This window comes from Amycolatopsis sp. lyj-109 (genome assembly GCF_046548995.1).
Lineage (GTDB): Bacteria > Actinomycetota > Actinomycetes > Mycobacteriales > Pseudonocardiaceae > Amycolatopsis.
Map to the genome: position 1 here is coordinate 61,697 of NZ_JAJPWR010000031.1, position 20,736 is coordinate 82,432.

Annotated in this window: 20 protein-coding genes; 7 read left to right on the plus strand and 13 right to left on the minus strand. The window is 71.1% G+C overall.

What is annotated here, in order from left to right; genetic code table 11:
- Nucleotides 1–10: 10 nt before the first annotated feature.
- From ACLJQF_RS42315 to ACLJQF_RS42325, 3 genes are all read right to left on the minus strand, one after another.
- Entirely contained in the window at nt 11–139 is a 129-nt protein-coding gene (locus ACLJQF_RS42315) for a hypothetical protein (protein WP_410615947.1), read from the minus strand.
- Between the two features lie 114 nt (nt 140–253).
- Nucleotides 254–382 (minus strand): hypothetical protein, encoded by a 129-nt coding sequence (locus tag ACLJQF_RS42320; protein WP_410615948.1) that lies wholly within the window; start codon nt 380–382, stop codon nt 254–256.
- 355 nt (nt 383–737) lie between these two features.
- Nucleotides 738–1,196, minus strand: coding sequence for a nuclear transport factor 2 family protein (locus tag ACLJQF_RS42325; protein ID WP_410615949.1), 459 nt, complete (start codon nt 1,194–1,196; stop codon nt 738–740).
- Between the two features lie 88 nt (nt 1,197–1,284).
- Here ACLJQF_RS42325 and ACLJQF_RS42330 point away from each other — a divergent pair, with 88 nt between their 5' ends.
- Nucleotides 1,285–1,818: a TetR/AcrR family transcriptional regulator gene (locus ACLJQF_RS42330; RefSeq protein ID WP_410615950.1), complete on the plus strand. Its 534-nt coding sequence runs from the start codon at nt 1,285–1,287 to the stop codon at nt 1,816–1,818.
- On the opposite strand, the gene ACLJQF_RS42335 is transcribed toward ACLJQF_RS42330, so the two are convergent.
- Together ACLJQF_RS42335 and ACLJQF_RS42340 are read right to left on the minus strand one after the other, a co-directional pair.
- Nucleotides 1,809–2,663 (minus strand): hypothetical protein, encoded by an 855-nt coding sequence (locus ACLJQF_RS42335; protein WP_410615951.1) that lies wholly within the window; start codon nt 2,661–2,663, stop codon nt 1,809–1,811. The genes ACLJQF_RS42330 and ACLJQF_RS42335 overlap by 10 nt on opposite strands.
- A gap of 10 nt (nt 2,664–2,673) precedes the next feature.
- Nucleotides 2,674–3,168 (minus strand): SigE family RNA polymerase sigma factor, encoded by a 495-nt coding sequence (locus tag ACLJQF_RS42340; protein WP_410615952.1) that lies wholly within the window; start codon nt 3,166–3,168, stop codon nt 2,674–2,676.
- A 140-nt stretch (nt 3,169–3,308) separates the two neighbouring features.
- Between ACLJQF_RS42340 and ACLJQF_RS42345 the strand changes: the two genes are divergently transcribed.
- The gene (locus ACLJQF_RS42345; protein ID WP_410615953.1) at nt 3,309–6,917 is read left to right on the plus strand and encodes a S8 family serine peptidase; all 3,609 of its coding nucleotides are present in this window, start codon (nt 3,309–3,311) and stop codon (nt 6,915–6,917) included.
- A gap of 120 nt (nt 6,918–7,037) precedes the next feature.
- Here the strand turns inward: ACLJQF_RS42345 and aceB are convergent, their stop codons facing one another.
- Together aceB and aceA are read right to left on the minus strand one after the other, a co-directional pair.
- Nucleotides 7,038–8,645, minus strand: a complete 1,608-nt coding sequence (gene aceB / locus ACLJQF_RS42350) for a malate synthase A (protein WP_410615954.1) — start codon at nt 8,643–8,645, stop codon at nt 7,038–7,040.
- 96 nt (nt 8,646–8,741) lie between these two features.
- The gene (gene aceA / locus ACLJQF_RS42355; RefSeq protein ID WP_410615955.1) at nt 8,742–10,022 is read right to left on the minus strand and encodes an isocitrate lyase; all 1,281 of its coding nucleotides are present in this window, start codon (nt 10,020–10,022) and stop codon (nt 8,742–8,744) included.
- A gap of 228 nt (nt 10,023–10,250) precedes the next feature.
- Here aceA and ACLJQF_RS42360 point away from each other — a divergent pair, with 228 nt between their 5' ends.
- Complete coding sequence (locus ACLJQF_RS42360; protein ID WP_410615956.1) at nt 10,251–11,675, plus strand: short-chain fatty acyl-CoA regulator family protein; 1,425 nt, start codon at nt 10,251–10,253, stop codon at nt 11,673–11,675.
- Here ACLJQF_RS42360 and ACLJQF_RS42365 read toward each other — a convergent pair whose 3' ends face one another.
- A complete protein-coding gene (locus ACLJQF_RS42365; protein WP_410615957.1) occupies nt 11,676–12,659 on the minus strand; it encodes a hypothetical protein in 984 nt (327 codons plus the stop codon). It lies immediately after the preceding gene.
- Complete coding sequence (locus ACLJQF_RS42370) at nt 12,656–13,147, minus strand: SigE family RNA polymerase sigma factor (RefSeq protein ID WP_410615958.1); 492 nt, start codon at nt 13,145–13,147, stop codon at nt 12,656–12,658. The genes ACLJQF_RS42365 and ACLJQF_RS42370 overlap by 4 nt, the downstream gene beginning before the upstream one ends.
- Nucleotides 13,148–13,235: 88 nt before the next feature.
- On the opposite strand from ACLJQF_RS42370, the gene ilvA reads away from it, so the two are divergent.
- On the plus strand, nt 13,236–14,492 hold the full coding sequence (gene ilvA, locus ACLJQF_RS42375; protein WP_410615959.1) for a threonine ammonia-lyase IlvA: 1,257 nt from the start codon (nt 13,236–13,238) through the stop codon (nt 14,490–14,492).
- A 20-nt stretch (nt 14,493–14,512) separates the two neighbouring features.
- Nucleotides 14,513–15,082, plus strand: coding sequence for an NADAR family protein (locus ACLJQF_RS42380; protein ID WP_410615960.1), 570 nt, complete (start codon nt 14,513–14,515; stop codon nt 15,080–15,082).
- Between the two features lies 1 nt (nt 15,083).
- On the opposite strand, the gene ACLJQF_RS42385 is transcribed toward ACLJQF_RS42380, so the two are convergent.
- The 3 genes from ACLJQF_RS42385 to ACLJQF_RS42395 all read right to left on the minus strand — a co-directional run bounded on the left by ACLJQF_RS42385 (nt 15,084) and on the right by ACLJQF_RS42395 (nt 17,799).
- The gene (locus ACLJQF_RS42385) at nt 15,084–16,484 is read right to left on the minus strand and encodes an alpha/beta fold hydrolase (protein ID WP_410615961.1); all 1,401 of its coding nucleotides are present in this window, start codon (nt 16,482–16,484) and stop codon (nt 15,084–15,086) included.
- Nucleotides 16,485–16,624: 140 nt separating this feature from the next.
- Entirely contained in the window at nt 16,625–16,999 is a 375-nt protein-coding gene (locus ACLJQF_RS42390; RefSeq protein ID WP_410615962.1) for a hypothetical protein, read from the minus strand.
- Nucleotides 17,000–17,043: 44 nt separating this feature from the next.
- Nucleotides 17,044–17,799 (minus strand): acyltransferase, encoded by a 756-nt coding sequence (locus tag ACLJQF_RS42395; protein WP_410615963.1) that lies wholly within the window; start codon nt 17,797–17,799, stop codon nt 17,044–17,046.
- Nucleotides 17,800–17,851: 52 nt separating this feature from the next.
- On the opposite strand from ACLJQF_RS42395, the gene ACLJQF_RS42400 reads away from it, so the two are divergent.
- Both ACLJQF_RS42400 and ACLJQF_RS42405 read left to right on the plus strand, forming a co-directional pair.
- Nucleotides 17,852–18,814, plus strand: a complete 963-nt coding sequence (locus ACLJQF_RS42400; protein ID WP_410615964.1) for a nucleoside hydrolase — start codon at nt 17,852–17,854, stop codon at nt 18,812–18,814.
- 74 nt (nt 18,815–18,888) lie between these two features.
- Nucleotides 18,889–19,983 (plus strand): NlpC/P60 family protein, encoded by a 1,095-nt coding sequence (locus tag ACLJQF_RS42405; RefSeq protein WP_410615992.1) that lies wholly within the window; start codon nt 18,889–18,891, stop codon nt 19,981–19,983.
- A gap of 39 nt (nt 19,984–20,022) precedes the next feature.
- Here the strand turns inward: ACLJQF_RS42405 and ACLJQF_RS42410 are convergent, their stop codons facing one another.
- Nucleotides 20,023–20,655, minus strand: a complete 633-nt coding sequence (locus ACLJQF_RS42410) for a nucleoside deaminase (protein WP_410615965.1) — start codon at nt 20,653–20,655, stop codon at nt 20,023–20,025.
- Nucleotides 20,656–20,736 lie beyond the last annotated feature (81 nt).

A 20,736-nucleotide genomic window follows, 5' to 3' on the forward strand; every position in this document is an offset into this window, starting at 1 on the left:
GTTCGGCCTCTCAGAACCGGCAGGGCCGGACGCAGTCCGGACCGGCCGAGACGGTCGTGGTCGTTATTCCGTCCACGGCGAACGCGAGCGAAAACACGACGAAGACGGTGGCGACGGCAGCGCTCAACCTGCTGATCATGGGGACTCCTTGGGAAACGGCGGCGCGATCGGCGCCTCGCAGCGAGCATCCGCGCCGCGTCCCGGGGAAACAATAAGCGGAACAGCAGGGGCCGGTACGTATTCGCCGCCCGGTTCACCGGGTTCCGGTCAGCAGCCGAACCCGGACGCGTTCCCGCAGCGGGCCGTGCGGGGCGACCGCCTCCCGGATCCGCTCGGTGAACGCCGGCCTCGCGTCGGGGCCGGGCAGCTGCTCCGGGCTCATGGCCGAAAAAACACCACCGGCCAAATCGTCGGCGCTGAGCGGGCGCGGAGTACTCGACGACCGTCGAGTTCATGGCGTACCCGGCGGCCGAGAGGGCCTTCGCATACCGCTCCTGACTCGCGTCGTCCGTGCAGCAGGTCCGGTGCAGCGGGGTGCCGAGATAGGCGGAGACGACCTCCCACAACGCGGCCGGCCACGCCGTGTCCTGCAGCCACAGCGGCTCGCCGTTGGTCACCACCGCGACCCGCCGCCGGGACGCAGCAGCGGACGGACCGCCGCGAACAGCCGCTCGTGGTCCATCCGGTGCAACGCCCACGGCCCGGGACGGCCGGACGTCGTTCCGCCGAAAGCGGACTCAGAAGATCGGCAACAGCACGCCGTGCTCCGGCTCCGGTCGCGGACCGAAGATGCGGCGGTCGGCTTCGGCGATCGGGACGTCGTTGATGCTCGCCTCGCGGCGGCGCATCAGGCCTTCGTCGCTGAACTCCCAGAGCTCGTTGCCGTAGCTGCGGAACCACTGGCCATCGGCGGTCCGGGACTCGTACTGGAACCGGACGCCGATGCGGTTGCCGCGAAAACCCCACAGCTCCTTGCGCAGGGCGTAGTCCAGTTCGCGGGCCCATTTCTCGGTGAGGAACTCGACGATCCGGGCGCGTCCGACGACGTACTGGTCGCGATTACGCCAGACCGAGTCCTCGGTGTACGCGAGCGAGACGCGTTCCGGATCGCGGGTGTTCCACGCGTCTTCGGCGGCCTGGACCTTTTGGCGGGCGGTGTCCTCGTCGAAGGGCGGGAATGGCGGGCGCGGGGTCATGGAGCTCCTTCCGGACGTGGAGAACGTTCGTTCTCCACTGCACCCGCTAGACTAGAGAACGTTCATTCTCAGCGCCAGGGCAGGTGACATGGATTCCACGGAGGCGACCGACCGGCTATTGGAGGCCGCCGAAGATCTCTTCTACGCCCACGGCGTGCAGGCGGTCGGGATGGACGCCGTCCGCGAGCGCTCCGGCGTCTCGCTCAAGCGGCTCTACCAGTGCTTCCCGGCGAAGAGTGACCTCGTCGAGGCGTACTTGCTTCACCGCGACGAACGCTGGCGCGGCTCGTTGCGCGATTTCGTCCACGCCCGCGGCGACGACCCCCTGGCCGTGTTCGCCTGGCTGAAGAACTGGTTCGGCGAGCCGGGTTTCCGCGGCTGCGCGTTCATCAACTCCTTCGGCGAGTTCGGCGAGCCCACCCCGGGCATCGCCGCCGCGATCCGCAAGCACAAGGACGAGGTCCGCGCTTACCTGCGTGACCTCGTGCCCAGCCCGGGCGTCGCCGACCAGCTGTTCTCACTCATGGAGGGGGCGACCGTGCTCGCCGCCATCACCGGCGATCCGCGCGAAGCGGAGACGGCCGGCGAGGCGGCGAAAGTCCTGCTGGCCGCTCAGGGGTAGAGCGTCAGCCTCGGATCGAGCGCGACCTCCGCCAGCTGGCCGAGGTCCAGGGGCGGCGACGGCATGTCCGGCGCGTCACCCAGCTTCGCGTCCCGGACCGTGTTCTGGGCCTCGACGATGACGCCGGTGCCGTCGGGCTTGGTGACGTTCGCCCGGTTGACCGTCGGGCCGCCCGGCATGGTGAACGTGTCTTCGACGATCGTCTCGCCGTGGGGACCAGTCCGGCGGTGGCACGAGCCCTGTGTGTTCTCGGGGGCCGGGCTGCACTCGGTCGCCGGGGCGGCGTTGCCGCCGAGCCGGGTGACGATGGCCCAGACACTGCCCTTGTGCGCTTTTTCCGACGTCGAGGCCGCGGCCATGAAGTAGTCCTCGCCGCCACTGCAGGTGCTGTCCTTCTCCACCAGCGCGGAAAAGACGTGATAGAAGGCCAGCGGCCCGTGCTGGGTGCCCTTCGGATACTGCCCCAGCGTGTGGTCGCCGAGCGTCGTACCCGCGGCGACCCGCTGCTGGACGGCGGCGGTGAGCACCGTCGTCAGCCGGTCCGCCACCACCGCTGCCTTTTCCTTCAGCGGAGCGCCGGTCGGCCGCGGGTCGAGCCCGCAGCCGTCGGACGACGGAGGCGGCGGGGCCGCTCCCGGCTGCACGAAGCTCGGCCCAGGATCCCCCGGGGCGAGGACGAGCACCGCGCCGGCGGCCACCGCCACGACGCCCGCGCCCGCTGCGGTCCACGGGTTCGCCACGCGACGCACCCGTGCCCGACGGCGCGCGCGATCCAGTACCGCTTCTACGTCCACTGTGGACGGCGGGGCGACGCCGATCGCCGCGTCGAACTGTTCCCTGCTCATGTTCCCTCCATCAGCTCCGGCTCGCGGCGACGAGCGCGCGCAGCGAGTCGAGCCCGCGCGCGGTCTGGCTCTTCACGGTTCCGGTCGAACACTCGAGGATCTCGGCCGTCTCTTCGACGGACAGGTCGCAGTAGTAGCGCAGCACCACCGCGGCCCGGCGCCGCGGCGGCAGCGCGTCGAGCAGTTCCAGCAGGCCGAGCCGCTCGACGACGTAGTCTTCGGCGGGCAGCATCGGCGGCTCCGGCAACGTCTCCGCCGGCTCCTCCCGCCGCCAGGCCCTGGCCTTCTCGTCCAGCCACGTCCGCACGAGGATCCGGCGGACGTAGGCGTCGAGGTACGCCACCTGCCGGGCGCGCCGCCAGTGCCGGTACAGCTTGCCGATGGTGATCGACACCAGATCGTCGGCGAGGTGCCAGTCCCGGCACAAGAGGTACGCCGTGCGGCGCATGACCTCCATCCGGGTCGTGACGTAGTCGCGGTACCCCGCTTCTTCCGACCGTTTCACCAGTTCCTCCTCGTTGCCCCCACACCTGTCGAACGGGGTGCGTGGGCACGGGGGTTGCCCGGAGAGCGAAATCCGGGCAACCCGCCACCGCACGGGACCCGTTCCACGAACCGGGGGACCCGACAGGGAGGAACCATGCCATGAGAAAACCGATCACCGCGGTCATCGCGGTGACCTTGGCCGCAGGCGTGCTCACCGCGCCTGGTGCGGCGGCCGCGACGGCGGACGGACCGGCGGGGACGCCGAGCCGGATCACGCTGGTCACCGGCGACCAGGTGCTGGTCAGCGGCACGGACGTGCGGGTGCTGCCCGCCCGCCGGGACCGTCCGGTGCCGTTCCGGCAGTACACCCGCCATGGCGACAGCTACGTGCTGCCCGGCGACGCCGCCGGGTTGGTCCGCGCCGGGCGGGTCGACGAGCAGTTGTTCAACGTCACCGGCCTGCTGCGCCAGGGCTACGACGACGCCCACACGCCGCACGTGCCGCTGCTGGTCCGGCAGGCGGGCCCGGCGATCGCCGCCCGGACCGGCGTCGCCGCCTGGCCGTCCGCGCTCGGCTACTCCGCACTCGACGAGCCCAAGTCCGGCGCCGCGGCGTTCTGGAACCGGCTCGCCACGGAACCCACGACGCTCGCGGCAGGCACCTCGAAGGTGTGGCTCAACGCGAAGGTGCACGCGAGCCTCGACCAGAGCGTGCCCCAGATCGGCGCGCCGGAGGCGTGGCAGGCGGGCTTGACCGGCCGCGGCGTGACCGTCGCGGTGCTCGACACCGGCATCGCCGGCGCCCACCCGGACTTCGCCGGCCGAGTAGGCCCGAGCAAGGACTTCAGCGGCAAAGGCAGCGTCGAGGACGGCGCCGGGCACGGCACGCACGTGGCCTCGACGATCGCCGGCTCCGGCGCGGCGTCCGGCGGGAAGTACCGCGGGGTGGCGCCCGACGCGACCCTGGCCGTCGGCAAGGTCCTCGACGACAACGGCGACGGCACGCTCGGCACCGTCCTGGCCGGCATGCAGTGGGCGGTGACCGAGGCACACGCCCGCGTGGTGAACATGAGTCTGGGCGGCGGGCCGTCGGATGGGACCGATCCGGTGTCCGAAGCCGTGAACACCCTGACCCGTGACCACGGCACGCTGTTCGTCGTCGCCGCGGGCAACTCCGGCCAGGACGAATCCGTCGAAAGCCCGGCGGCGGCCGATGCCGCGCTCGCCGTGGCCAGCGTGTCGAAGAAGGACGTCCTGAGCTCGTTCTCCAGCCGTGGTCCCCGGCCCGGCGACGGCGCGGCCAAGCCGGACGTCGCGGCCCCGGGCGAGTCGATCACCGCGGCGCGCCCGGCCGGGATCCCGCCCGCCGGCGAACCCGTCGGCGACGGTTACCAGACGCTGAACGGCACGTCGATGGCGACGCCGCACGTCGCGGGCTCGGCGGCGATCCTGGCCCAGCAGCATGCCGACTGGCCGGCCGAGCGGCTCAAGGCGGCGCTGACCAGCAGCGCCACGCCCGTCGACGCCGGGCCGACCGCAGTCGGCACCGGCCGCGTCGACGTCGCCCGCGCGACGACCACGCCGGTCACCGCCACCGGCGCCGCGTCGGCGTTCCTCCCCTGGCCCAATCACGCGATGACCAAGAAAGCCACGGTCACCTGGTACAACTCCGGCGCCACGCCGGTGACGCTGACGCTCGCCAGTGACCTCGGCGGCCTGGTCACCTTCCCGGCGACCGTGACGGTGCCCGCGGGCGGCAGCACCCCGGTGGAGCTCACCTTCACCGCCCAGGACGGCGCGCCGGGGACCCACTCCGGTGTCCTCACCGCGCGCGGCGACGGCGTCGGCACCCGGACCGCGCTGTCGGTCCGGCAGGAGGGAGAGATGTACGACCTGACCATCGGCCTGATCGACCGTGACGGCAAGCCGTGGGCGCCGACCGGCTACCCGCCGGTGGCGATCTTCGAGCTCGGCACCGGCGCGGTGACCCTCGCCGAGCCGGGCACCTACCGGCTGCCGCGCGGCCGATACGCCGTACACAGTGTGATCGAGACGCCGCGGCCGGGTCAGGAGCCGTCGTACAGCTTCATCAGCCAGCCGGAGCTGGTGCTCGACCACGCCGTCATGCAGACCTTCGACGCGCGCGACGGCAAGCCGATGTCGATCGAGCCGGACAACCCCGCGGCGCGCGGCGGCACATACAGTGCCCAGCGGCTCAGCCTGATCGACGCCTGCTCCTGCGCCTTCGCGGACGGTACGGACCTCGACCCGCGCTTCCACGAAGCCTTCGCCGCGACGGTGCCGGGGACCTCGTCGGCCGCCTTCGCCTTCAGCCAGCAGCGCCGGGCCACCGAACCGGACCTGGAGCTGACCGCGAACGACGGCAAGCCGTTCGCGATCCGGGGCATGTGGCTGGAGTCGGCCGCGCCGGCCGGCAGGAGCACGCTGCCGGTGGTGTCCGGCGGGGCCGGCACACCGGAGGACCTGGCCGGGATCGACGCCCACGGCAAGCTGGTGGTCATCCAGTTGCCGGTGGGCATTTCGGTCATCGAGGCCTACCAGCGGCTCGCGAACGTCGAGCACGCCGGAGCGAAGCTCGGCGTGGTCTCCACCTCGGGCGCCGCGGCCGCGGCCACCGTGCTCGGCGGCGGTGTCCCGACGCTGACCATGCCGACGATCTGGAGCGGGGTGTCGGTGACCGGACAGCGCCTGGCGGAGCTGGCGAAGAAGGGCGGCGCTTCGGCGACGGTGGTCAGCCGTCCGTCGCCGAACTTCCGCTACGAACTCGGCGACGGCGTCGAGCGGGCAGTGACGGCCGCCCGCGTGCAGCGACCGAAGACGCGTGACCTCGCCGAGGTGCGCGCCTCCTACCACGACAACGTCGCCTCGACCATCCGTTACGTCGCCGGACGCGAGTTCTTCGGCCGGATGGTCGGCTACGGCTACACCGAACCCGTCGCCGACCAGCAGGAACGCATCGAGTACTACTCCCCCGGCCGGTGGGAGACGATATGGAACGCCCCTTACTTCGGGGAGCTGACGGAGAAACTCGACCTCGCCGCGGGCCGCAAGTACCAGCTCGCGTGGAACAAGGCCGTGGCCGGGCCGTCGTTGCGCGGGCTGACCGTGACCCACTCCGGCGAGCAGCCGCGGCCGTGGGCGTGGCGCAAGGACGGCGTCTTCGACGTGTGGCTGCCGCTGTTCGGCGACGCCGCCGGACGGCCGCGCACGCCCCAATCGTTCGCCGGGGACACCGGTTCGGTGAGCCTCACGAAGGACGGCGCCGCGATTCCCGTGTCACCGGACGAGCCGGGCCGGGCGTCGATCCCGGTACCGGACGCCGACAGCGCGTACCGGCTCGCCGCGGACGTCCACCGGCACACCGACTGGTGGCCACTGTGGACGGACGTGTCGGCGGAGTGGGGCTTCCGCTCGTCGGCCGCCGCGGACGGCAAGGCCCTGCCGCTGCTGACCGCCCGGTTCGACCCGGCAGTCGACCTCCGCAACCGCGCACCGGGCGGCCGGCTCTTCACGTTCCCGGCGTTCGTCGAGCGGCAAGGCGGTGGCACCGGCAGCAAGCTCGCCGTCGAAACGTCCACGGACGACGGCCGCACCTGGCAGTCCGCAGCGGTCCTGCGGACCGGTGATCACTGGACCGTCGTGGTGCGGAATCCCGCGAGCGGTTTCGTCTCGCTGCGGGCGAGCGCGTCGGATGACGCCGGGAACACCGTGCGGCAGACCGTGATCCGGGCCTACGCGATCTCCTGACGCGGCAATGAACCGGTCCGGTGACGGGGAGCCGCCGTCACCGGACCGGTCCGGACCCACACCATCCCAACAGTGTGGAATCCGGCCTCCCCTCGTCAGGTAGGGGAGACCGGGGCCCTGCTACCGGGCGTCCGTGAGGTACCGCGCGTAGGCACCCGTGGTGAGGAAGCTCGGCAGCTTCTCGCCCAGCGCGGTTTCGGTGAAGATCTCGTACGCGTCGGCCAGGCGGTTGCCCGTGCCGAGCTCCGCGCGGACCGACGCGAGTTCGTCGTCCAGGAATTCGACCGCCAGCTCACGGGTCAGCGCCGTGCCGTCCTCGAGCTTCGTGCCGTTGCGGATCCACTGCCAGACCTGGCACCGCGCGATCTCCGCGGTGGCTGCATCCTCCATCAGGTTGTGGATCGCCGCCGCGCCGGTGCCGCGCAGCCACGCGTCGACGTACCGCAGCGCGACGTTGATGTTCGCGCGCACGCCCGCCTCGGTGACCTCGCCGCCGGCGCTGGCCACGTCCAGGAGGTCCGCGGCGGTGACGTTGACGTCCTCGCGCAGCTTGCCGAGCTGGTTCGGCCAGCCGCCGAGCACGCTGTCGAAGACCTCGCGGCAGACCGGGACCAGGCCGGGGTGCGCGACCCAGGAGCCATCGAAACCGTCGCCGGCCTCGCGTTCCTTGTCGGCGCGGACCTTCTCGACCGCGGTCGCGTTGACCGAAGGGTCCTTGCTCGGGATGAACGCGGCCATGCCGCCGATGGCGTGCGCGCGGCGCCGGTGGCAGGTGCGCACGAGCAGCTCGGTGTAGGCCCGCATGAACGGCACGGTCATCGTGACCTGCGCGCGGTCCGGCAGGACGAAGTCGGCGCCGTGCGCGGCGAAGTTCTTGATCATGCTGAAGATGTAGTCCCAGCGGCCGGCGTTCAGGCCCGCGGCGTGCTCGCGCAGCTCGTAGAGGATTTCGTCCATCTCGAACGCGGCGGTGATCGTCTCGATCAGCACGGTGGCGCGGATGGTGCCGCGCGGGATGCCGAGTTCGCGCTGCGCCAGCAGGAAGACGTCGTTCCAGAGACGCGCTTCGAGGTGGTTCTCCAGCTTCGGCAGGTAGAAGTACGGGCCGACGCCGCGGGCGAGCAGCTGGCGCGCGTTGTGGAAGAAGAACAGGCCGAAGTCGACCAGGCTCGCCGACACCGGGCGGCCGTCGATGCGGATGTGCTTCTCCACCAGGTGCCAGCCGCGGGGGCGCGCGACGATCGTCGCGGGGTCCTCGCCGATGGTGTAGCGCTTGCCGGCCTCGGTCGTGAAGTCGATGTTGCGGCGGATGGCGTCGAACAGGTTGAGCTGGCCGTCGATGACGTTGTGCCACGTCGGCGACGTCGCGTCCTCGAAGTCCGCCAGCCAGACCTTGGCGCCGGAGTTCAGGGCGTTGACCGTCATCTTGCGGTCGGTCGGGCCGGTGATCTCGACGCGGCGGTCTTCCAGGCCCGGCGCGGTCGGGGCGACGTGCCACGACTCGTCGTCGCGGATCCGGCGGGTCTCGGGCAGGAAGCCGAGCGGCTTCTCGCCGGACTGCAGTTCCTCGCGCCGCACGCGGCGGGCGTCGAGCAGCTCGCGCCGGCGGCCGGCGAACGTGTTGTCCAGCTTGGCCAGGAAGTCGAGTGCCGCCGGGGTCAGGATTTCCGCGAACCGGCCCTCGACCGGCCCGGTGACCTCGATGCGGTAGTTCAGCCGATCAACCATGGGGTGCCTCCGCGAGCTGTGGGCAGGGAAGGAAAGAAGGGGGAAGGTCGCGGCCTGACGACGAAGGGGGTTGTCGTCGTCAGGCCGCGGCCGGGATCAGTGGAACTGGGCTTCTTCGGTGGAGCCCTTGAGCGCGGTGGTCGAGCTCTCCGGGTTCAGCGCGGTGGCGATCTTGTCGAAGTAGCCGGTACCGACCTCGCGCTGGTGCTTGGTCGCGGTGTAGCCGCGGCTCTCCGAAGCGAACTCGCGCTCCTGCAGGTCGACGTAGGCGGTCATGCCCTCACGGGCGTAGCCGTGCGCCAGGTCGAACATCGAGTAGTTCAGCGCGTGGAAGCCGGCCAGCGTGATGAACTGGAACTTGTAGCCCATGTGGCCGAGCTCGCGCTGGAACTTCGCGATCGTCGCGTCGTCCAGGTGCTTCTTCCAGTTGAACGACGGCGAGCAGTTGTAGGCCAGCATCTGGTCCGGGAACTTGGCCTTGATCGCCTCGGCGTACTTGCGCGCCACCTCGAGGTCCGGCTCGGAGGTCTCCATCCAGAGCAGGTCGGCGTACTGGGCGTAGGCCAGGCCGCGCTCGATGCACGGCTGGATGCCGTTGGTGACCTCGTAGAAGCCCTCGGCGGTGCGGCCGCCGGTGAGGAACTGCTGGTCGCGCTCGTCGACGTCGCTGGTCAGCAGGGTCGCGGCCTGGGCGTCGGTGCGGGCGACGATCAGCGACGGCACGTTCAGCACGTCGGCCGCCAGACGGGCGGCGTTCAGCGTGCGCTCGTGCTGCTTGGTCGGGATCAGCACCTTGCCGCCGAGGTGACCACACTTCTTCTCGGACGCGAGCTGGTCTTCCCAGTGCACGCCCGCGGCGCCGGCCGCGATCATGCCCTTCATCAGCTCGAACGCGTTGAGCGGGCCACCGAAGCCGGCCTCGGCGTCGGCGACGATCGGGGCGAACCAGTCGATGTCCGTATTGCCCTCGGCCCAGTTGATCTGGTCGGCACGACCCAGCGCGTTGTTGATGCGGCGGACCACGGCCGGCACGGAGTTGGCCGGGTAGAGGCTCTGGTCCGGGTACGTCTGGCCGGACAGGTTGGCGTCGGCCGCGACCTGCCAGCCGGACAGGTAGATCGCCTGCAGGCCCGCCCGGACCTGCTGGACGGCCTGGTTGCCGGTGAGCGCGCCGAGCGCGTGGATGTAGTCCTCGGTGTGCAGCAGGTCCCACAGCTTCTCCGCGCCGCGGCGGGCCAGGGTGTGCTCCTCGACGACGCTGCCGCGCAGCTTGATCACGTCTTCGGCCGAGTAGGAGCGCTGCACGCCCGCCCAGCGGGGGTCGCTCGCCCACTGCGCGGCCAGCTCCGCGGCCGCCTGCTTGGCCTGTTCCGTCATCGGTACTCCCGGTGTTGCGAAGTTTGCGATTGCTCGCCTTGCATGGCCTGACCCTGGCACGCCAGTGAAAACGAGGTCCAGTTGTCCAATTTGCCAATTTGTGCGAAGGGTCCGTACGCTCCTTGCAAAGGTTGCGAATCGGCCGATTCGCAACTGAACGAAAATCCGCGTTCTTGACCGTTCACGTAACCGTTCAGGACCGGAAACCTTCCGGGAAGAAGGGCACGGATGGAGAAGACTTTCGCCGGCGCGCGGTTGCGACACCTCCGCGAAAGCCGCTCGATGAGCCAGGCCGATCTCGCTCGTGTGCTGGAGATCTCACCCAGCTACCTCAACCAGATCGAGCACAACTCGCGCCCGCTGACCGTGCCGGTACTGCTGCGGATCACGCAGGCGTTCGGCGTCGACACCGAGTTCTTCGCCAACAACGACACGTCCCGGCTGGTCGCCGACGTCAAGGAAGCGCTGCTCGACGAGGCCCTGGGCATCGACGTCACCACCGGCGAGCTCAACGACCTGGCGACGAACCTGCCGGCGATCGCCCAGGCGCTGGTCAAGCTGCACCGCAGCTACCGCAACGCCGTCGAGAACACCGCCGCGCTGACCACGGAAAACGGCCTGGGCCTGCACGGCAGCGCCGCGGCGCCGTTGCCGCACGAGGAGGTCCGCGACTTCTTCTACGAGCGCGAGAACTACGTCGCCGAGCTGGACGAACGCGCCGAGAAGATGGCCGCGGACATCCCGCTGCTGCGCGGGCAGGTCCTCGGCGCGCTGAAGGAACGCCTTTCCCAGCGCTACGGCGTCGAGGTCACCAGCGAGGGCATCGACGAGGCTGCCGGCCAGCAGCATCGCTACGAGCCGGCGACGCGGGTGCTGCGGCTGGCACCGAGCCTGCGGGTCGGGCAGCAGGCGTTCCGGATGGCTTCGCAGATCGCCCTGCTCGAATACGACGACCTCATCACCGAGCTGGCCGACTCGTGGGCCTTCTCCGGCCCGGCCGGGCGGTCGCTCGCCCGCGTCGGCCTGGCGAACTACTTCGCCGGGGCGCTGATCCTCCCGTACGGGCCGTTCCTGGCCACGGCCGAGCGCTTCCGCTACGACATCGAACGGCTCTGCGACCACTACGGCGTCGGCTTCGAGACCGTCTGCCACCGGCTCTCCACGCTGCAGCGGCCCAAGCAGCGCGGGGTGCCGTTTTCGTTCGTGCGGGTGGACCGGGCCGGGAACATGTCCAAGCGGCAGTCGGCGGCCGGGTTCCACTTCTCCCGGGTCGGCGGGGCGTGTCCGCTCTGGAACATCTACGAGGCGTTCACCCAGCCGGGCAAGATCCTCACCCAGATCGCCACCCTGCCCGATGGCAAGAGCTACTTCTGGATCGCGCGCACCGTGTCGCGCAACATCGGCGGCTACGGCAGCCCGGGCAAGACCTTCACGGTCGGGCTGGGGTGCGAACTGCGCCACGCCGGCCGGCTGATCTATTCGACCGGCCTCGACCTGGACGAGCCGGCCGCCGCGACGCCCATCGGGATGGGTTGCAAGGTCTGCGAACGCCCGGCGTGCTCGCAGCGCGCGTTCCCGACGATCGGCAAGCAGCTCACCGTGGACGAGAACACCAGCACCTTCGTCCCCTACCCGGCGGTGCCCAAGGGCTGATCACCCGATCACGTGCGTCGTCCACTTCTTCTCGTCCGGGCCGAGCAGCGTGATCCGGTCCAGCAGCTCCTGCGAGGTGATGCCCGCGGCCTGGGGGTGGTCGATCGCGACGCATGCCTTCAGCCCGCTTTTCGTCGTGCACACGGGCTTGCCGAGGCCGTCCGCCTGCCCGCCGGGGAGGGAGACCGTGATCGTCGCCAGCGCGCCGTTCGACGAGTACTGGAGCACCGCCCGCCACGGAACGCCGTCGCTCTCCGGGCGGCGCCACAGGTTGACGTCGGCGACGCGGAACGCCGCCGGCAGGCCGGAGATGTGCAGGGGCAGGGGCACCGCGCGGTTCGCGAACGTCACCTCCCCGGCCACGCGCAGCAAGATCTGCTGCAGGTCGGGAAGAGCGAGGTAGTACGCGTTCAGCTCGGCCCAGCGGCCGTCCGCGGTCGGCCAGCGCAAGTAGCTGTTGCCCTGGTTCAGCGGGTCCTTGGCATCGACTGTGACCCAGTAGCCGTCACGGTCGCCGACCCGGACCGGGACGCGCACCGCCCGCCCGCCCATGTCGTGCCTGCGGTCCAACGGCGGTTCCTGGTCGTACACCGCGAGCCAGATCATCGGCGCCAGGTCGCCACGGCCGATGGCCAGCGCGTAGTCGCCGTGGCCGCCGACGCCGTACTCGACGCCCTTGATGGGCTCCGGCAGCCAGCCGAAGCTCGCCTTGGCCACCAGCGGGTTGTCGGTGGGCACCGCCGCGACCGGCGGCGGCTTGGGCAGGACCGCCGCCGGCGTGATCGGGGGCGTGGGCCGCAACGCCGACACCGCCGTCAGCCCCCCGGCCGTCACCACCGCGGCACACCCCACGACCAGCGCGGTGGTCCGCAAACGGCGACGGCGTCCGCCACCCCGGCGCGCGCGATCGAGGTCGAGCCGAGGCGGCGGGGCGGGTGCCTCGGCCAGTTCCTTCAGCTTGGTGGCCAGCTCGTGGTCGGTCATGCCCGTCCCTCCCGGATCGGTTCGCGCAGCAGCGCGCGGAGCGTGTCCACGGCCTTCGCGGTTTGGCTCTTGACGGTGCCTTCGGAACAGCCCAGCGCCCGCGCCGTCTCGGCGACCGGCAGGTCGCTGAAGTAGCGCAGGACGATGGTCGCGCGCTGCCGGGCGGGCAGCCGATTCAGCGCCGTCCGCAGGTCCAGGGCCTGTTCGATGTCCGTGCGCGGAGCGGGCGGGTCCTGGTCGTTTTCGCGCAAATCCACCCGCCGCCACCACGACGTCCGCTGTTCGGCCAGGAACGTGTTGACCAGCGTGCGGCGCGCGTAGCCGTCCAGGTTGTCGGCGCGAGAGGCCCGCGGCCAGTTCGCGTAGAGCCGAGTGACCGCCGACTGGACCAGGTCGTCGGCCCGGTGCCAGTCGCCGCAGAGCAGGTACGCGACCTTGCGCAGCCAAGCCGCCCGCGCGGTCACGTACTCGGTGAATCCGGCGTCCATCGGCGCCCCCCATCTCGTTCGTCACCCCTTTGATGCGCCCGGAGGCCCGGGCGGTTGCCCGGGACGCGCGAGTCGTAGATTCACCGGGGTGCACGACATCGACACGGTGACCGCGGCAACGATCGAAAAGGCCGCCGAGCGGCTGGCCGGGGTGGTGACCCGGACGCCGCTGGAGCCGAGCGCCCGGCTGTCGTCCCGGGTGGACGCGCAGGTCTGGGTGAAGCGCGAGGACCTGCAGACCGTCCGGTCGTACAAGATCCGCGGCGCCTACAACTTCATCGTCCAGCTCGACGAGGACGTCCGCGCGCGCGGCGTCGTCTGCGCCAGCGCCGGCAACCACGCCCAGGGCGTCGCCTACGCGTGCCGCCGACTCGGGGCAACCGGCCGTGTGTACGTCCCCGGGACCACGCCGCGGCAGAAGCGCGAACGCATCGCGACACTCGGCGGCGCGCACATCGAGGTCGTCGTGGTCGGCGAAACGTATGAAGACGCCTTCGCCGCGGCCAACGAAGACGCCCAGCGCACCGGCGCGACGCTGGTGCCCGCGTTCGACGACGTCCGCACGGTCGCCGGCCAGGGCACGGTCGCGTGCGAGGTGATCGAGCAGCTCGGCTTCGTGCCCGACGTCGTGGTCGTCCCCGTCGGCGGCGGTGGGCTGCTCGCCGGGGTCGGCAGCTGGCTGCGGGAGCGGCACCCGGACGTCCGGATCGTCGGCGTCGAACCCGCGGGCGCGGCCTGCATGGCCGCGGCCCTCGAGGCCGGGCACCCGGTGCGGCTGCCGCAGCTCGACTCGTTCGTCGACGGCGCCGCCGTCCGCGAAGCCGGCGCGGTCACCTATCCCCTGATCCGCGAGAGCGGCGCCGAGCTGACCGCGGTCGCCGAGGGCGCGGTGTGCACCGAGATGCTCGCGATGTACCAGTCCGACGGGATCATCGCCGAACCCGCGGGCGCGCTCGCCGCGGCGTCGCTCGGCACGGTCGTCGAGGTCGAGCCCGGTCAGACCGTCGTCTGCCTGGTCTCCGGCGGCAACAACGACGTCAGCCGCTACAGCGAGATCCTCGAGCGCTCGCTGATGCACGAAGGGCTGAAGCACTACTTCCTCGTCGGCTTCCCGCAGGAGCCGGGCGCGCTGCGGCGGTTCCTCGAGCAGGTCCTCGGCCCCGAGGACGACATCACCCGCTTCGAGTACGTCAAGCGCACCAACCGCGAGATGGGGCCGGCGCTGGTCGGCATCGAGATCGCCCGGTCGGCCGACCTGCCCGGGCTGCTGGCCCGGATGGACGCGAGCCCCCTGCAGGTCGAGCGGATCGAGCCGGGCAGCCCCCTGTTCCACTTCCTGCTCTGAGGCCGTGGTCCACTAGGCGGATGGTGAAGGTCGACGGTGTCCGCAGTGTCGAGGCGTTGCGCGAAAAAGTCCACGAGGGTGCGGAGCCCGAATACCTGCTGTTCTACGGGCACACGCCCTCGACGTCCGGGCGGGTGACGGCGAGCTGCCTGAGCCAGTGGTGGGTCGACCCGTTCGAAGCCGACGGCGCGCTCTACCCGACCGCCGAGCACTACATGATGGCCGGCAAGGCCGAGCTGTTCGGCGACCACGAGAAGGCCGAGCTGATCCGGGCCACGCCCGACCCGAAGGCGGCGAAGGTGCTCGGCCGCGAGGTCGCCGGGTTCGACGCCGCCATCTGGGAGCGGCAGCGGTTCGACATCGTCGTCGACGGGAACCTGGCCAAGTTCCGCGCCCACCGCGACCTGCGCCGGTTCCTGCTCGGGACCGGGGAAGCGGTGCTCGTCGAGGCGTCCAAGAAGGACCTCGTCTGGGGCACCGGCCTCGCGCGCGAGGAGAAGAACGCCACCAAACCGGACTACTGGCGCGGGCTGAACCTGCTCGGCTTCGCGCTGATGGAGGTCCGCGACCAGCTGCGGGCCCGCATCTGACTCACGGCGCCGGGACCGGCGCCCCCGCGCACGACGCCGACGTCGTCTTGCCCGTGTCGAAGAAAGTGACCACGGCGTCGGCGCAGGGCAGCGACGACAGCGAGCCGTGGGCGTCGTCCTCGATGCTCATCAGCGCGCCGCCGATCCGCTGCTGCATCGCGATCGCCCAGCCGATCGGGGTGACCGGCTCGTACACGTGCCCGACCAGCTGTACCGGGCTTGTCCCTTTTTCGAACGACCACGGCCGGGCGTCGAGGGGCCAGCCGATGCAGAGCTGTTCGTAGAAGCCGTAGCCGCCCGCGACCGGGAGGCGCTTCATCCGGTCGAGGCGATGCTGCCAGACCGTCTCGAAGTCACGCGGGCTCGGCGACTCGTTGCAGAGCAGCGCCGTCTGCTGGAAGTGGTTGAACGCGTGCGGCTCGCCATCCCAGGCCAGGCCGCCTGTGGTCGCTTTTTCGGCGACGGGCATTCCGCCGTCCCGGATGGCGGCGAGCTGCTTCGCCAGGCCGGCCCACTCGCGGCGGGGGTTAGCCAGCATGCCGTTCACGGTCGCGCCGCGCTGGTCCCGCAGGTCGAGCAGCGCCTTCGCGACCACGGGCTCCGTGGTCCCGAATCGGTAAATGGCGTCGTACCTGGCGATCCACGCCGCGAAGTCGTGGAAGGTGTTCTCGCCCGCGGTGGCCTGGCCGTCGTCCATCGCGGTGACGTTCAGGTCCGGGGGCATGACGGAGTCGAGCAGCATCTTGTCGACGTGCTCGTCGAAGAGCGACCGGTACTGCGCGCCGAGCGCCGTGCCCCACGAGACGCCGTAGTAGCCGATCTTGTCCTCGCCGAGCGCGGCGCGGATGCGGTCCAGGTCGCGGGCGATCGTCGGCGTGGTCAGATTCCGGACGAAGGCCGGGTGGGCGCCGACGCACTTGCGGTTTGCCTCGGCGGCGCGTTCGGCGGCTTCGCGGGCCTTCTCCTTGTCGGGGGCGCCCGGGTCCGGCTCGGGGAACTCCACCGGGCACGGCAGGTCGGCGCTGTAGCCGACGCCGCGCGGGTCGAACCCGACGAGGTCGTGGTGGACGCCGAGGCCGCCGGCGTGGCTGTCGGCGATGCTGCCCGGCATGGTGAGACCGGACTGGCCGGGTCCGCCCGGGTTGAGGAGTATCGCGCCGGTCCGCGTGCCGGACGCCCGGATCCGGCTGACGGCGATGTCGATTTTCGGACCACCGGGGTCGGCGTAGTCGAGCGGGACCGGGACGAGCGCGCATTCGGTGCGGTGGTCGTCGGGGTCCCAGCCCTTCGCGACGGTGGCGCAGAGCTGCCAGGAAAGCCCGCCCGCGGCGGCGACCGCGGGGACGGCGGGCAGCAGTGCCGCGGCGGCGAGCAACGGGACGGCGAACCGGGTGATCGACATGGGCCCCAGGCTGCTGGGGAGAGGGCGTGGCGGAGATCGGCCGATCAGCCGGTGATCACCGCCGAACGGCCCGGAACAGCCGTGGCCGATTCTCGGCCACACGCAATATCCCCAGGTCAAAGCAGCTTGCGGCGAGAAGGTCAGGGGCAGTCGCTGTCGCCGCCGCTGTGCTCGACGCAGCGGGTCGGCTCCGGGGGCGGCGGCGGGACGGGATGGGTCTCGGCCCACCGGAACGCCGCCACCACGGCGACCACGACGACGCCGACCCCGTAGAACCGGGCCCAGCCCCGGCGCCGCGTGGTCACCGCAACGACCACGCCCACGACCGGGATGCCCGCGCCGAGCCAGCTCGCCCACGTGAAGGTCGAACTCGCCGCGGCGGGGTTACCTGGCCCCAGCCCGATGTCGTACGCCCTCAAGGCGCCATTTACGAACATCAGCGGGACGACGCCCAACCACACGAACGCGCCGATCGTGAGCAAAGCGGACACGGCGACCCTGCGGGACTCCCCCATGCGACCACTATGTCGCGAAAACCGACCACGCCGCCTGAGTAGTCCTACTGCTCGCCGAGGGTCTTCTGCAGAGCTTTGTTCGCCTTGCGGGCCATGTCCGCGACGGCCTCGCGACGGGCGGCGTCGGCCGCGTAGTCCTCTTCGCGGTTACGGACCACCCGGGCCGGCGCGCCGACCGCGATCGAGTAGTCCGGAATGTCACCACGGACGACCGCGTGCGCGCCCAGCACGCTGCCGCGGCCGATCCGGGTGCCCTTGAGCACGCTGACCTTGGTGCCGAGCCAGGTGTCCGGGCCGATCCGCACCGGGGACTTCACGATGCCCTGGTCTTTGATCGGCACGTGGATGTCCGAAATGACGTGATCGAAGTCACAGATGTACACCCAGTCGGCGACGAGCGTGGCCGCGCCGAGCTCGATGTCGAGGTAGCAGTTGATCACGTTCTGGCGGCCGAACACGGACTTGTCGCCGATCCGCAGCGAGCCCTCGTGGCAGCGGATGGCGTTGCCGTCGCCGATGTGGACCCAGCGGCCGATCTCCAGCCGCCCGTAGCCGGGGCGGCAGTGGATCTCGACGTCCTTCCCGAGGAAGAGCATCCCCCGCAGGATGATGTGCGGGTTGGCGAGCCGGAACTTGAGCAACCGGTAGTACCGGACCAGGTACCAGGGCGTGTACGCGCGGTTGCGCAGGACCCAGCGCAGCGAGTCGGCGGTCAGGAACTTCGCCTGCCGCGGGTCGCGGCGGGCGCGGCGCCAGGCCCGCACCCGCGACAGCGCGGGCGCACCCCACATCGACGTCATGCCCGTGACCGTAACCTGTGTGCGGGACGGGTTCGCAGGCAAGGGGAGCGGGATGGGCACGAAGCTGATCATCGACACCGACCCGGGCGTCGACGACGCGCTGGCGATCGCACTGGCGGCGCTGTCCCCGGACGTCGACCTGCTGGGTGTGACGTCGGTTTTCGGCAACGTCCCCCTCGACCGCACGACGTCGAACGCGCGCCGGCTGCTGGAGCTCTTCGGCCGCACCGACGTTCCCGTGGCCGCGGGGGCCGCGCGGCCCCTCGTCTACTCCAAGCCGCGTGACGCGAAAGAAGTCCACGGCGGCGACGGCCTGTCGGGCCACTCCTACACCCTGCCCGAGGCGAGCCGTGCGCTGGAAGAACGGGACGCCGTCCGGCTGATGCTCGACCTCCTCGAAGCCGCCGACGAACCGGTGACCATCGCCCCGATCGGGCCGTTGACGAACATCGCCGCGTTGCTCGCGGCCCACCCGGGCGCGGCGGCGAAGATCGCGCGGCTGGTGATCATGGGCGGCGGCGTGACGTTCGGAAACAGCACGACCGCCGCCGAGTTCAACATCTGGAGCGACCCCGAGGCGGCCCGGCGGGTGCTGGTCGAGGAAGACGTCCCGGTGGTGCTCGTGCCCCTGGACCTCACCCACCGCTGCGCCGTCGACGCCGAGTGGCTGGCGAAGCTCGCGTCGTCGGGTCCCATCGGCGCCACCCTCGAGGGACTGACGTCGACCTACCGGCAGCACTACACGCGCGTGTTCGGCGAGGATCGGATGGTCATGCACGACGCCGTCGCGGTCGCCGAGGCGATTTCGCCGGGCATCCTGCACACCGAGACCTACCGGGTCGACGTCGACTGCGGCCTCGGCCCGGCGCGCGGCCAGACCCTGGTCGACCGGCGGCGGCTCGGCGACGACGATCCGCAGTTCACCCCCGGCCGCCCGATCGAGGTCGCGCTGGACACCGACCTCGACGGCCTGCGCGGCTTCGTCCTCGACCGGCTCACCGGAGCGGCCCGGTGAGCGAGGAGCCCGAGGTCGTCCCGGCCGAAACCGAGATCGAGACCGACACGCCCAGACCCCGCCGCCGGAAGCCCGTGGTGGTGATCGCGGCGGTGGTCGTCGTCGCAGGCGCGCTGGTGGCCGGCATCCTGCTCGCCCCGAAGCAGCAGGAGACCACGAACGCCGCCGCGACGGTCCCCCCGACGTCGGCCAAGCCGACGACGTCCAAGCCACCGACGACCACGCCGCCGCAGACCTCGACGCCGCCGAAGGTGCCCGAAGCGAGCGAGTTCGACGCCTGGGCGTCCAAGACCAGCCAGTGGCTCGACGTCCCGCTGCGCGCGATGGTCGGCTACGCGAAGGCGACGACGAAGCTGAGCAAGGACGTCCCCGGGTGCCACCTTTCGTGGGTCACGCTGGCCGCGGTCGGAAAAGTGACCACGGACCACGGCCGGGCGCGCGGCGGGCAGTTCGGCACCACCGGCGTCCTGGACAAACCGCTCGGCACGATCGAGGTACGCGACTTCTACAACAAGGTCGTCTCGACGGCGAACGCCGCCGGCCCGATGCAGCTCGCCCCGGCGATCTGGGGCAAGTACCAGGCGAGCGCGTCCGGCGGGAAACCCGATGTCCAAAACATCGACGACGCCGCGCTGACCACGGGCCGCGCGCTGTGCGCCGACGGCCACGACCTGTCCCAGGGCCAGACGTGGTGGAACTCGGTGAGCACGCTGCAGCCGGCGCCGCTGTTCCTGCACCGGACGCTGGCCACGGTCAACGTCTACGGCACGGTCGGCCAGGGCTCGGCGGCGCCGAACGCGGCGGTGCTGAGCGCGGTGAACTTCGCGATCGACAAGATCGGCCTGCCGTACATCTGGGGCGGCAACGGCACCGGCGGCAGCGACCCGGGCTTCGACTGCTCGGGCCTGACGACGGCGGCCTACGGGAGCGCGGGGGTCAAGCTGATGCGCACGGCCGACACGCAGTTCCGCAGCGTGCCGCACGTGACCGACCCGCAGCTGGGCGACCTGATCTTCTACGGCGAGCCGGCGACGAAGATCCACCACGTCGGTCTCTACATCGGCAACCAGCAGATGATCGACGCGCCGCAGACCGGCCAGGCGGTGCAGGTCCACTCGTACCGCCGGGACGGCGATGACTACGCGGGAGCGGGCCGCCCGACGGCCTGAACCCGGGCGAGTTCCGCAAGGTCGGCGGGAATCGGCACGTCAGCTTTCGCCGATACGGTGCTGCCGCCGTTGTGCCGCACTCACGACCTGGGGCCAGCTCGGGCCGAGACCATCCTGCAGGGTCGCGGATCGCAACTGCTGCGGCGCGATCGTGTCGAGCAGGTCGGTGGTCTCCGGTTCCCGGCGACGGGCTCGGACGACGATGGGGGCGTCCTCGCCGGAGTAGGCGCGGATGCCCGCCAGGAACAGCAGGTTCGCCACGATCAGCCAGTGGCCGGGCACGCCGATCGGATCGGGTCCAGGCCGGCTGTCCGATGGATCGGGAGCCACGAACCGGACCTGCCCCACCTCGGTGAACTCGCACGCTGCCGCACACATCGCGCACGGCCGGTGGGAGCTCCAGAGCGTCATCGTGGACAGATCCGCGCCGGTGGCAAGGCGAGCGAGCGCGTTCATCTCCGCGTGGGCGATCGGGCTGCCCTGCAACCGGTCAGCGCCGCCGGGTGGGTCATACGCCCGGTTGCGGCCCTCGGCCACCGGCTCACCACCGGGGCCCAGCACCACGGCGCCGACGGGCAGGCCGCCAGCGAGCAACGCCCGATGAGCGAGCTCCAGGCTCCGCGTGACGCCGAGACCGGCGGCACGCCAGGCGGAGATCAGGTCCACGGCCATGGCACGACATCATGCTCCCCGCAGCACTGGCCGGCCACCGGCTTACCGGGCGTCGGCAACGGCGGCGAGAGTCACCGAGCT

Bases quoted from the DNA above. Each gene is read 5' to 3' on its own strand.
- ACLJQF_RS42385 (WP_410615961.1), bottom strand. From the start codon at position 16,484: ATGTCGATCACCCGGTTCGCCGTCCCGTTGCTCGCCGCCGCGGCACTG.
- ACLJQF_RS42400 (WP_410615964.1), top strand. From the start codon at position 17,852: ATGGGCACGAAGCTGATCATCGACACCGACCCGGGCGTCGACGACGCG.
- ACLJQF_RS42380 (WP_410615960.1), top strand. From the start codon at position 14,513: ATGGTGAAGGTCGACGGTGTCCGCAGTGTCGAGGCGTTGCGCGAAAAA.
- ACLJQF_RS42335 (WP_410615951.1), bottom strand. From the start codon at position 2,663: ATGAGCAGGGAACAGTTCGACGCGGCGATCGGCGTCGCCCCGCCGTCC.
- ACLJQF_RS42360 (WP_410615956.1), top strand. From the start codon at position 10,251: ATGGAGAAGACTTTCGCCGGCGCGCGGTTGCGACACCTCCGCGAAAGC.
- ACLJQF_RS42315 (WP_410615947.1), bottom strand. From the start codon at position 139: ATGATCAGCAGGTTGAGCGCTGCCGTCGCCACCGTCTTCGTCGTGTTT.
- ACLJQF_RS42410 (WP_410615965.1), bottom strand. From the start codon at position 20,655: ATGGCCGTGGACCTGATCTCCGCCTGGCGTGCCGCCGGTCTCGGCGTC.
- ACLJQF_RS42365 (WP_410615957.1), bottom strand. From the start codon at position 12,659: ATGACCGACCACGAGCTGGCCACCAAGCTGAAGGAACTGGCCGAGGCA.
- aceA (WP_410615955.1), bottom strand. From the start codon at position 10,022: ATGACGGAACAGGCCAAGCAGGCGGCCGCGGAGCTGGCCGCGCAGTGG.
- ACLJQF_RS42325 (WP_410615949.1), bottom strand. From the start codon at position 1,196: ATGACCCCGCGCCCGCCATTCCCGCCCTTCGACGAGGACACCGCCCGC.
- ACLJQF_RS42370 (WP_410615958.1), bottom strand. From the start codon at position 13,147: ATGGACGCCGGATTCACCGAGTACGTGACCGCGCGGGCGGCTTGGCTG.
- ACLJQF_RS42320 (WP_410615948.1), bottom strand. From the start codon at position 382: ATGAGCCCGGAGCAGCTGCCCGGCCCCGACGCGAGGCCGGCGTTCACC.
- ACLJQF_RS42390 (WP_410615962.1), bottom strand. From the start codon at position 16,999: ATGGGGGAGTCCCGCAGGGTCGCCGTGTCCGCTTTGCTCACGATCGGC.
- ACLJQF_RS42330 (WP_410615950.1), top strand. From the start codon at position 1,285: ATGGATTCCACGGAGGCGACCGACCGGCTATTGGAGGCCGCCGAAGAT.
- ACLJQF_RS42395 (WP_410615963.1), bottom strand. From the start codon at position 17,799: ATGACGTCGATGTGGGGTGCGCCCGCGCTGTCGCGGGTGCGGGCCTGG.
- aceB (WP_410615954.1), bottom strand. From the start codon at position 8,645: ATGGTTGATCGGCTGAACTACCGCATCGAGGTCACCGGGCCGGTCGAG.
- ACLJQF_RS42345 (WP_410615953.1), top strand. From the start codon at position 3,309: ATGAGAAAACCGATCACCGCGGTCATCGCGGTGACCTTGGCCGCAGGC.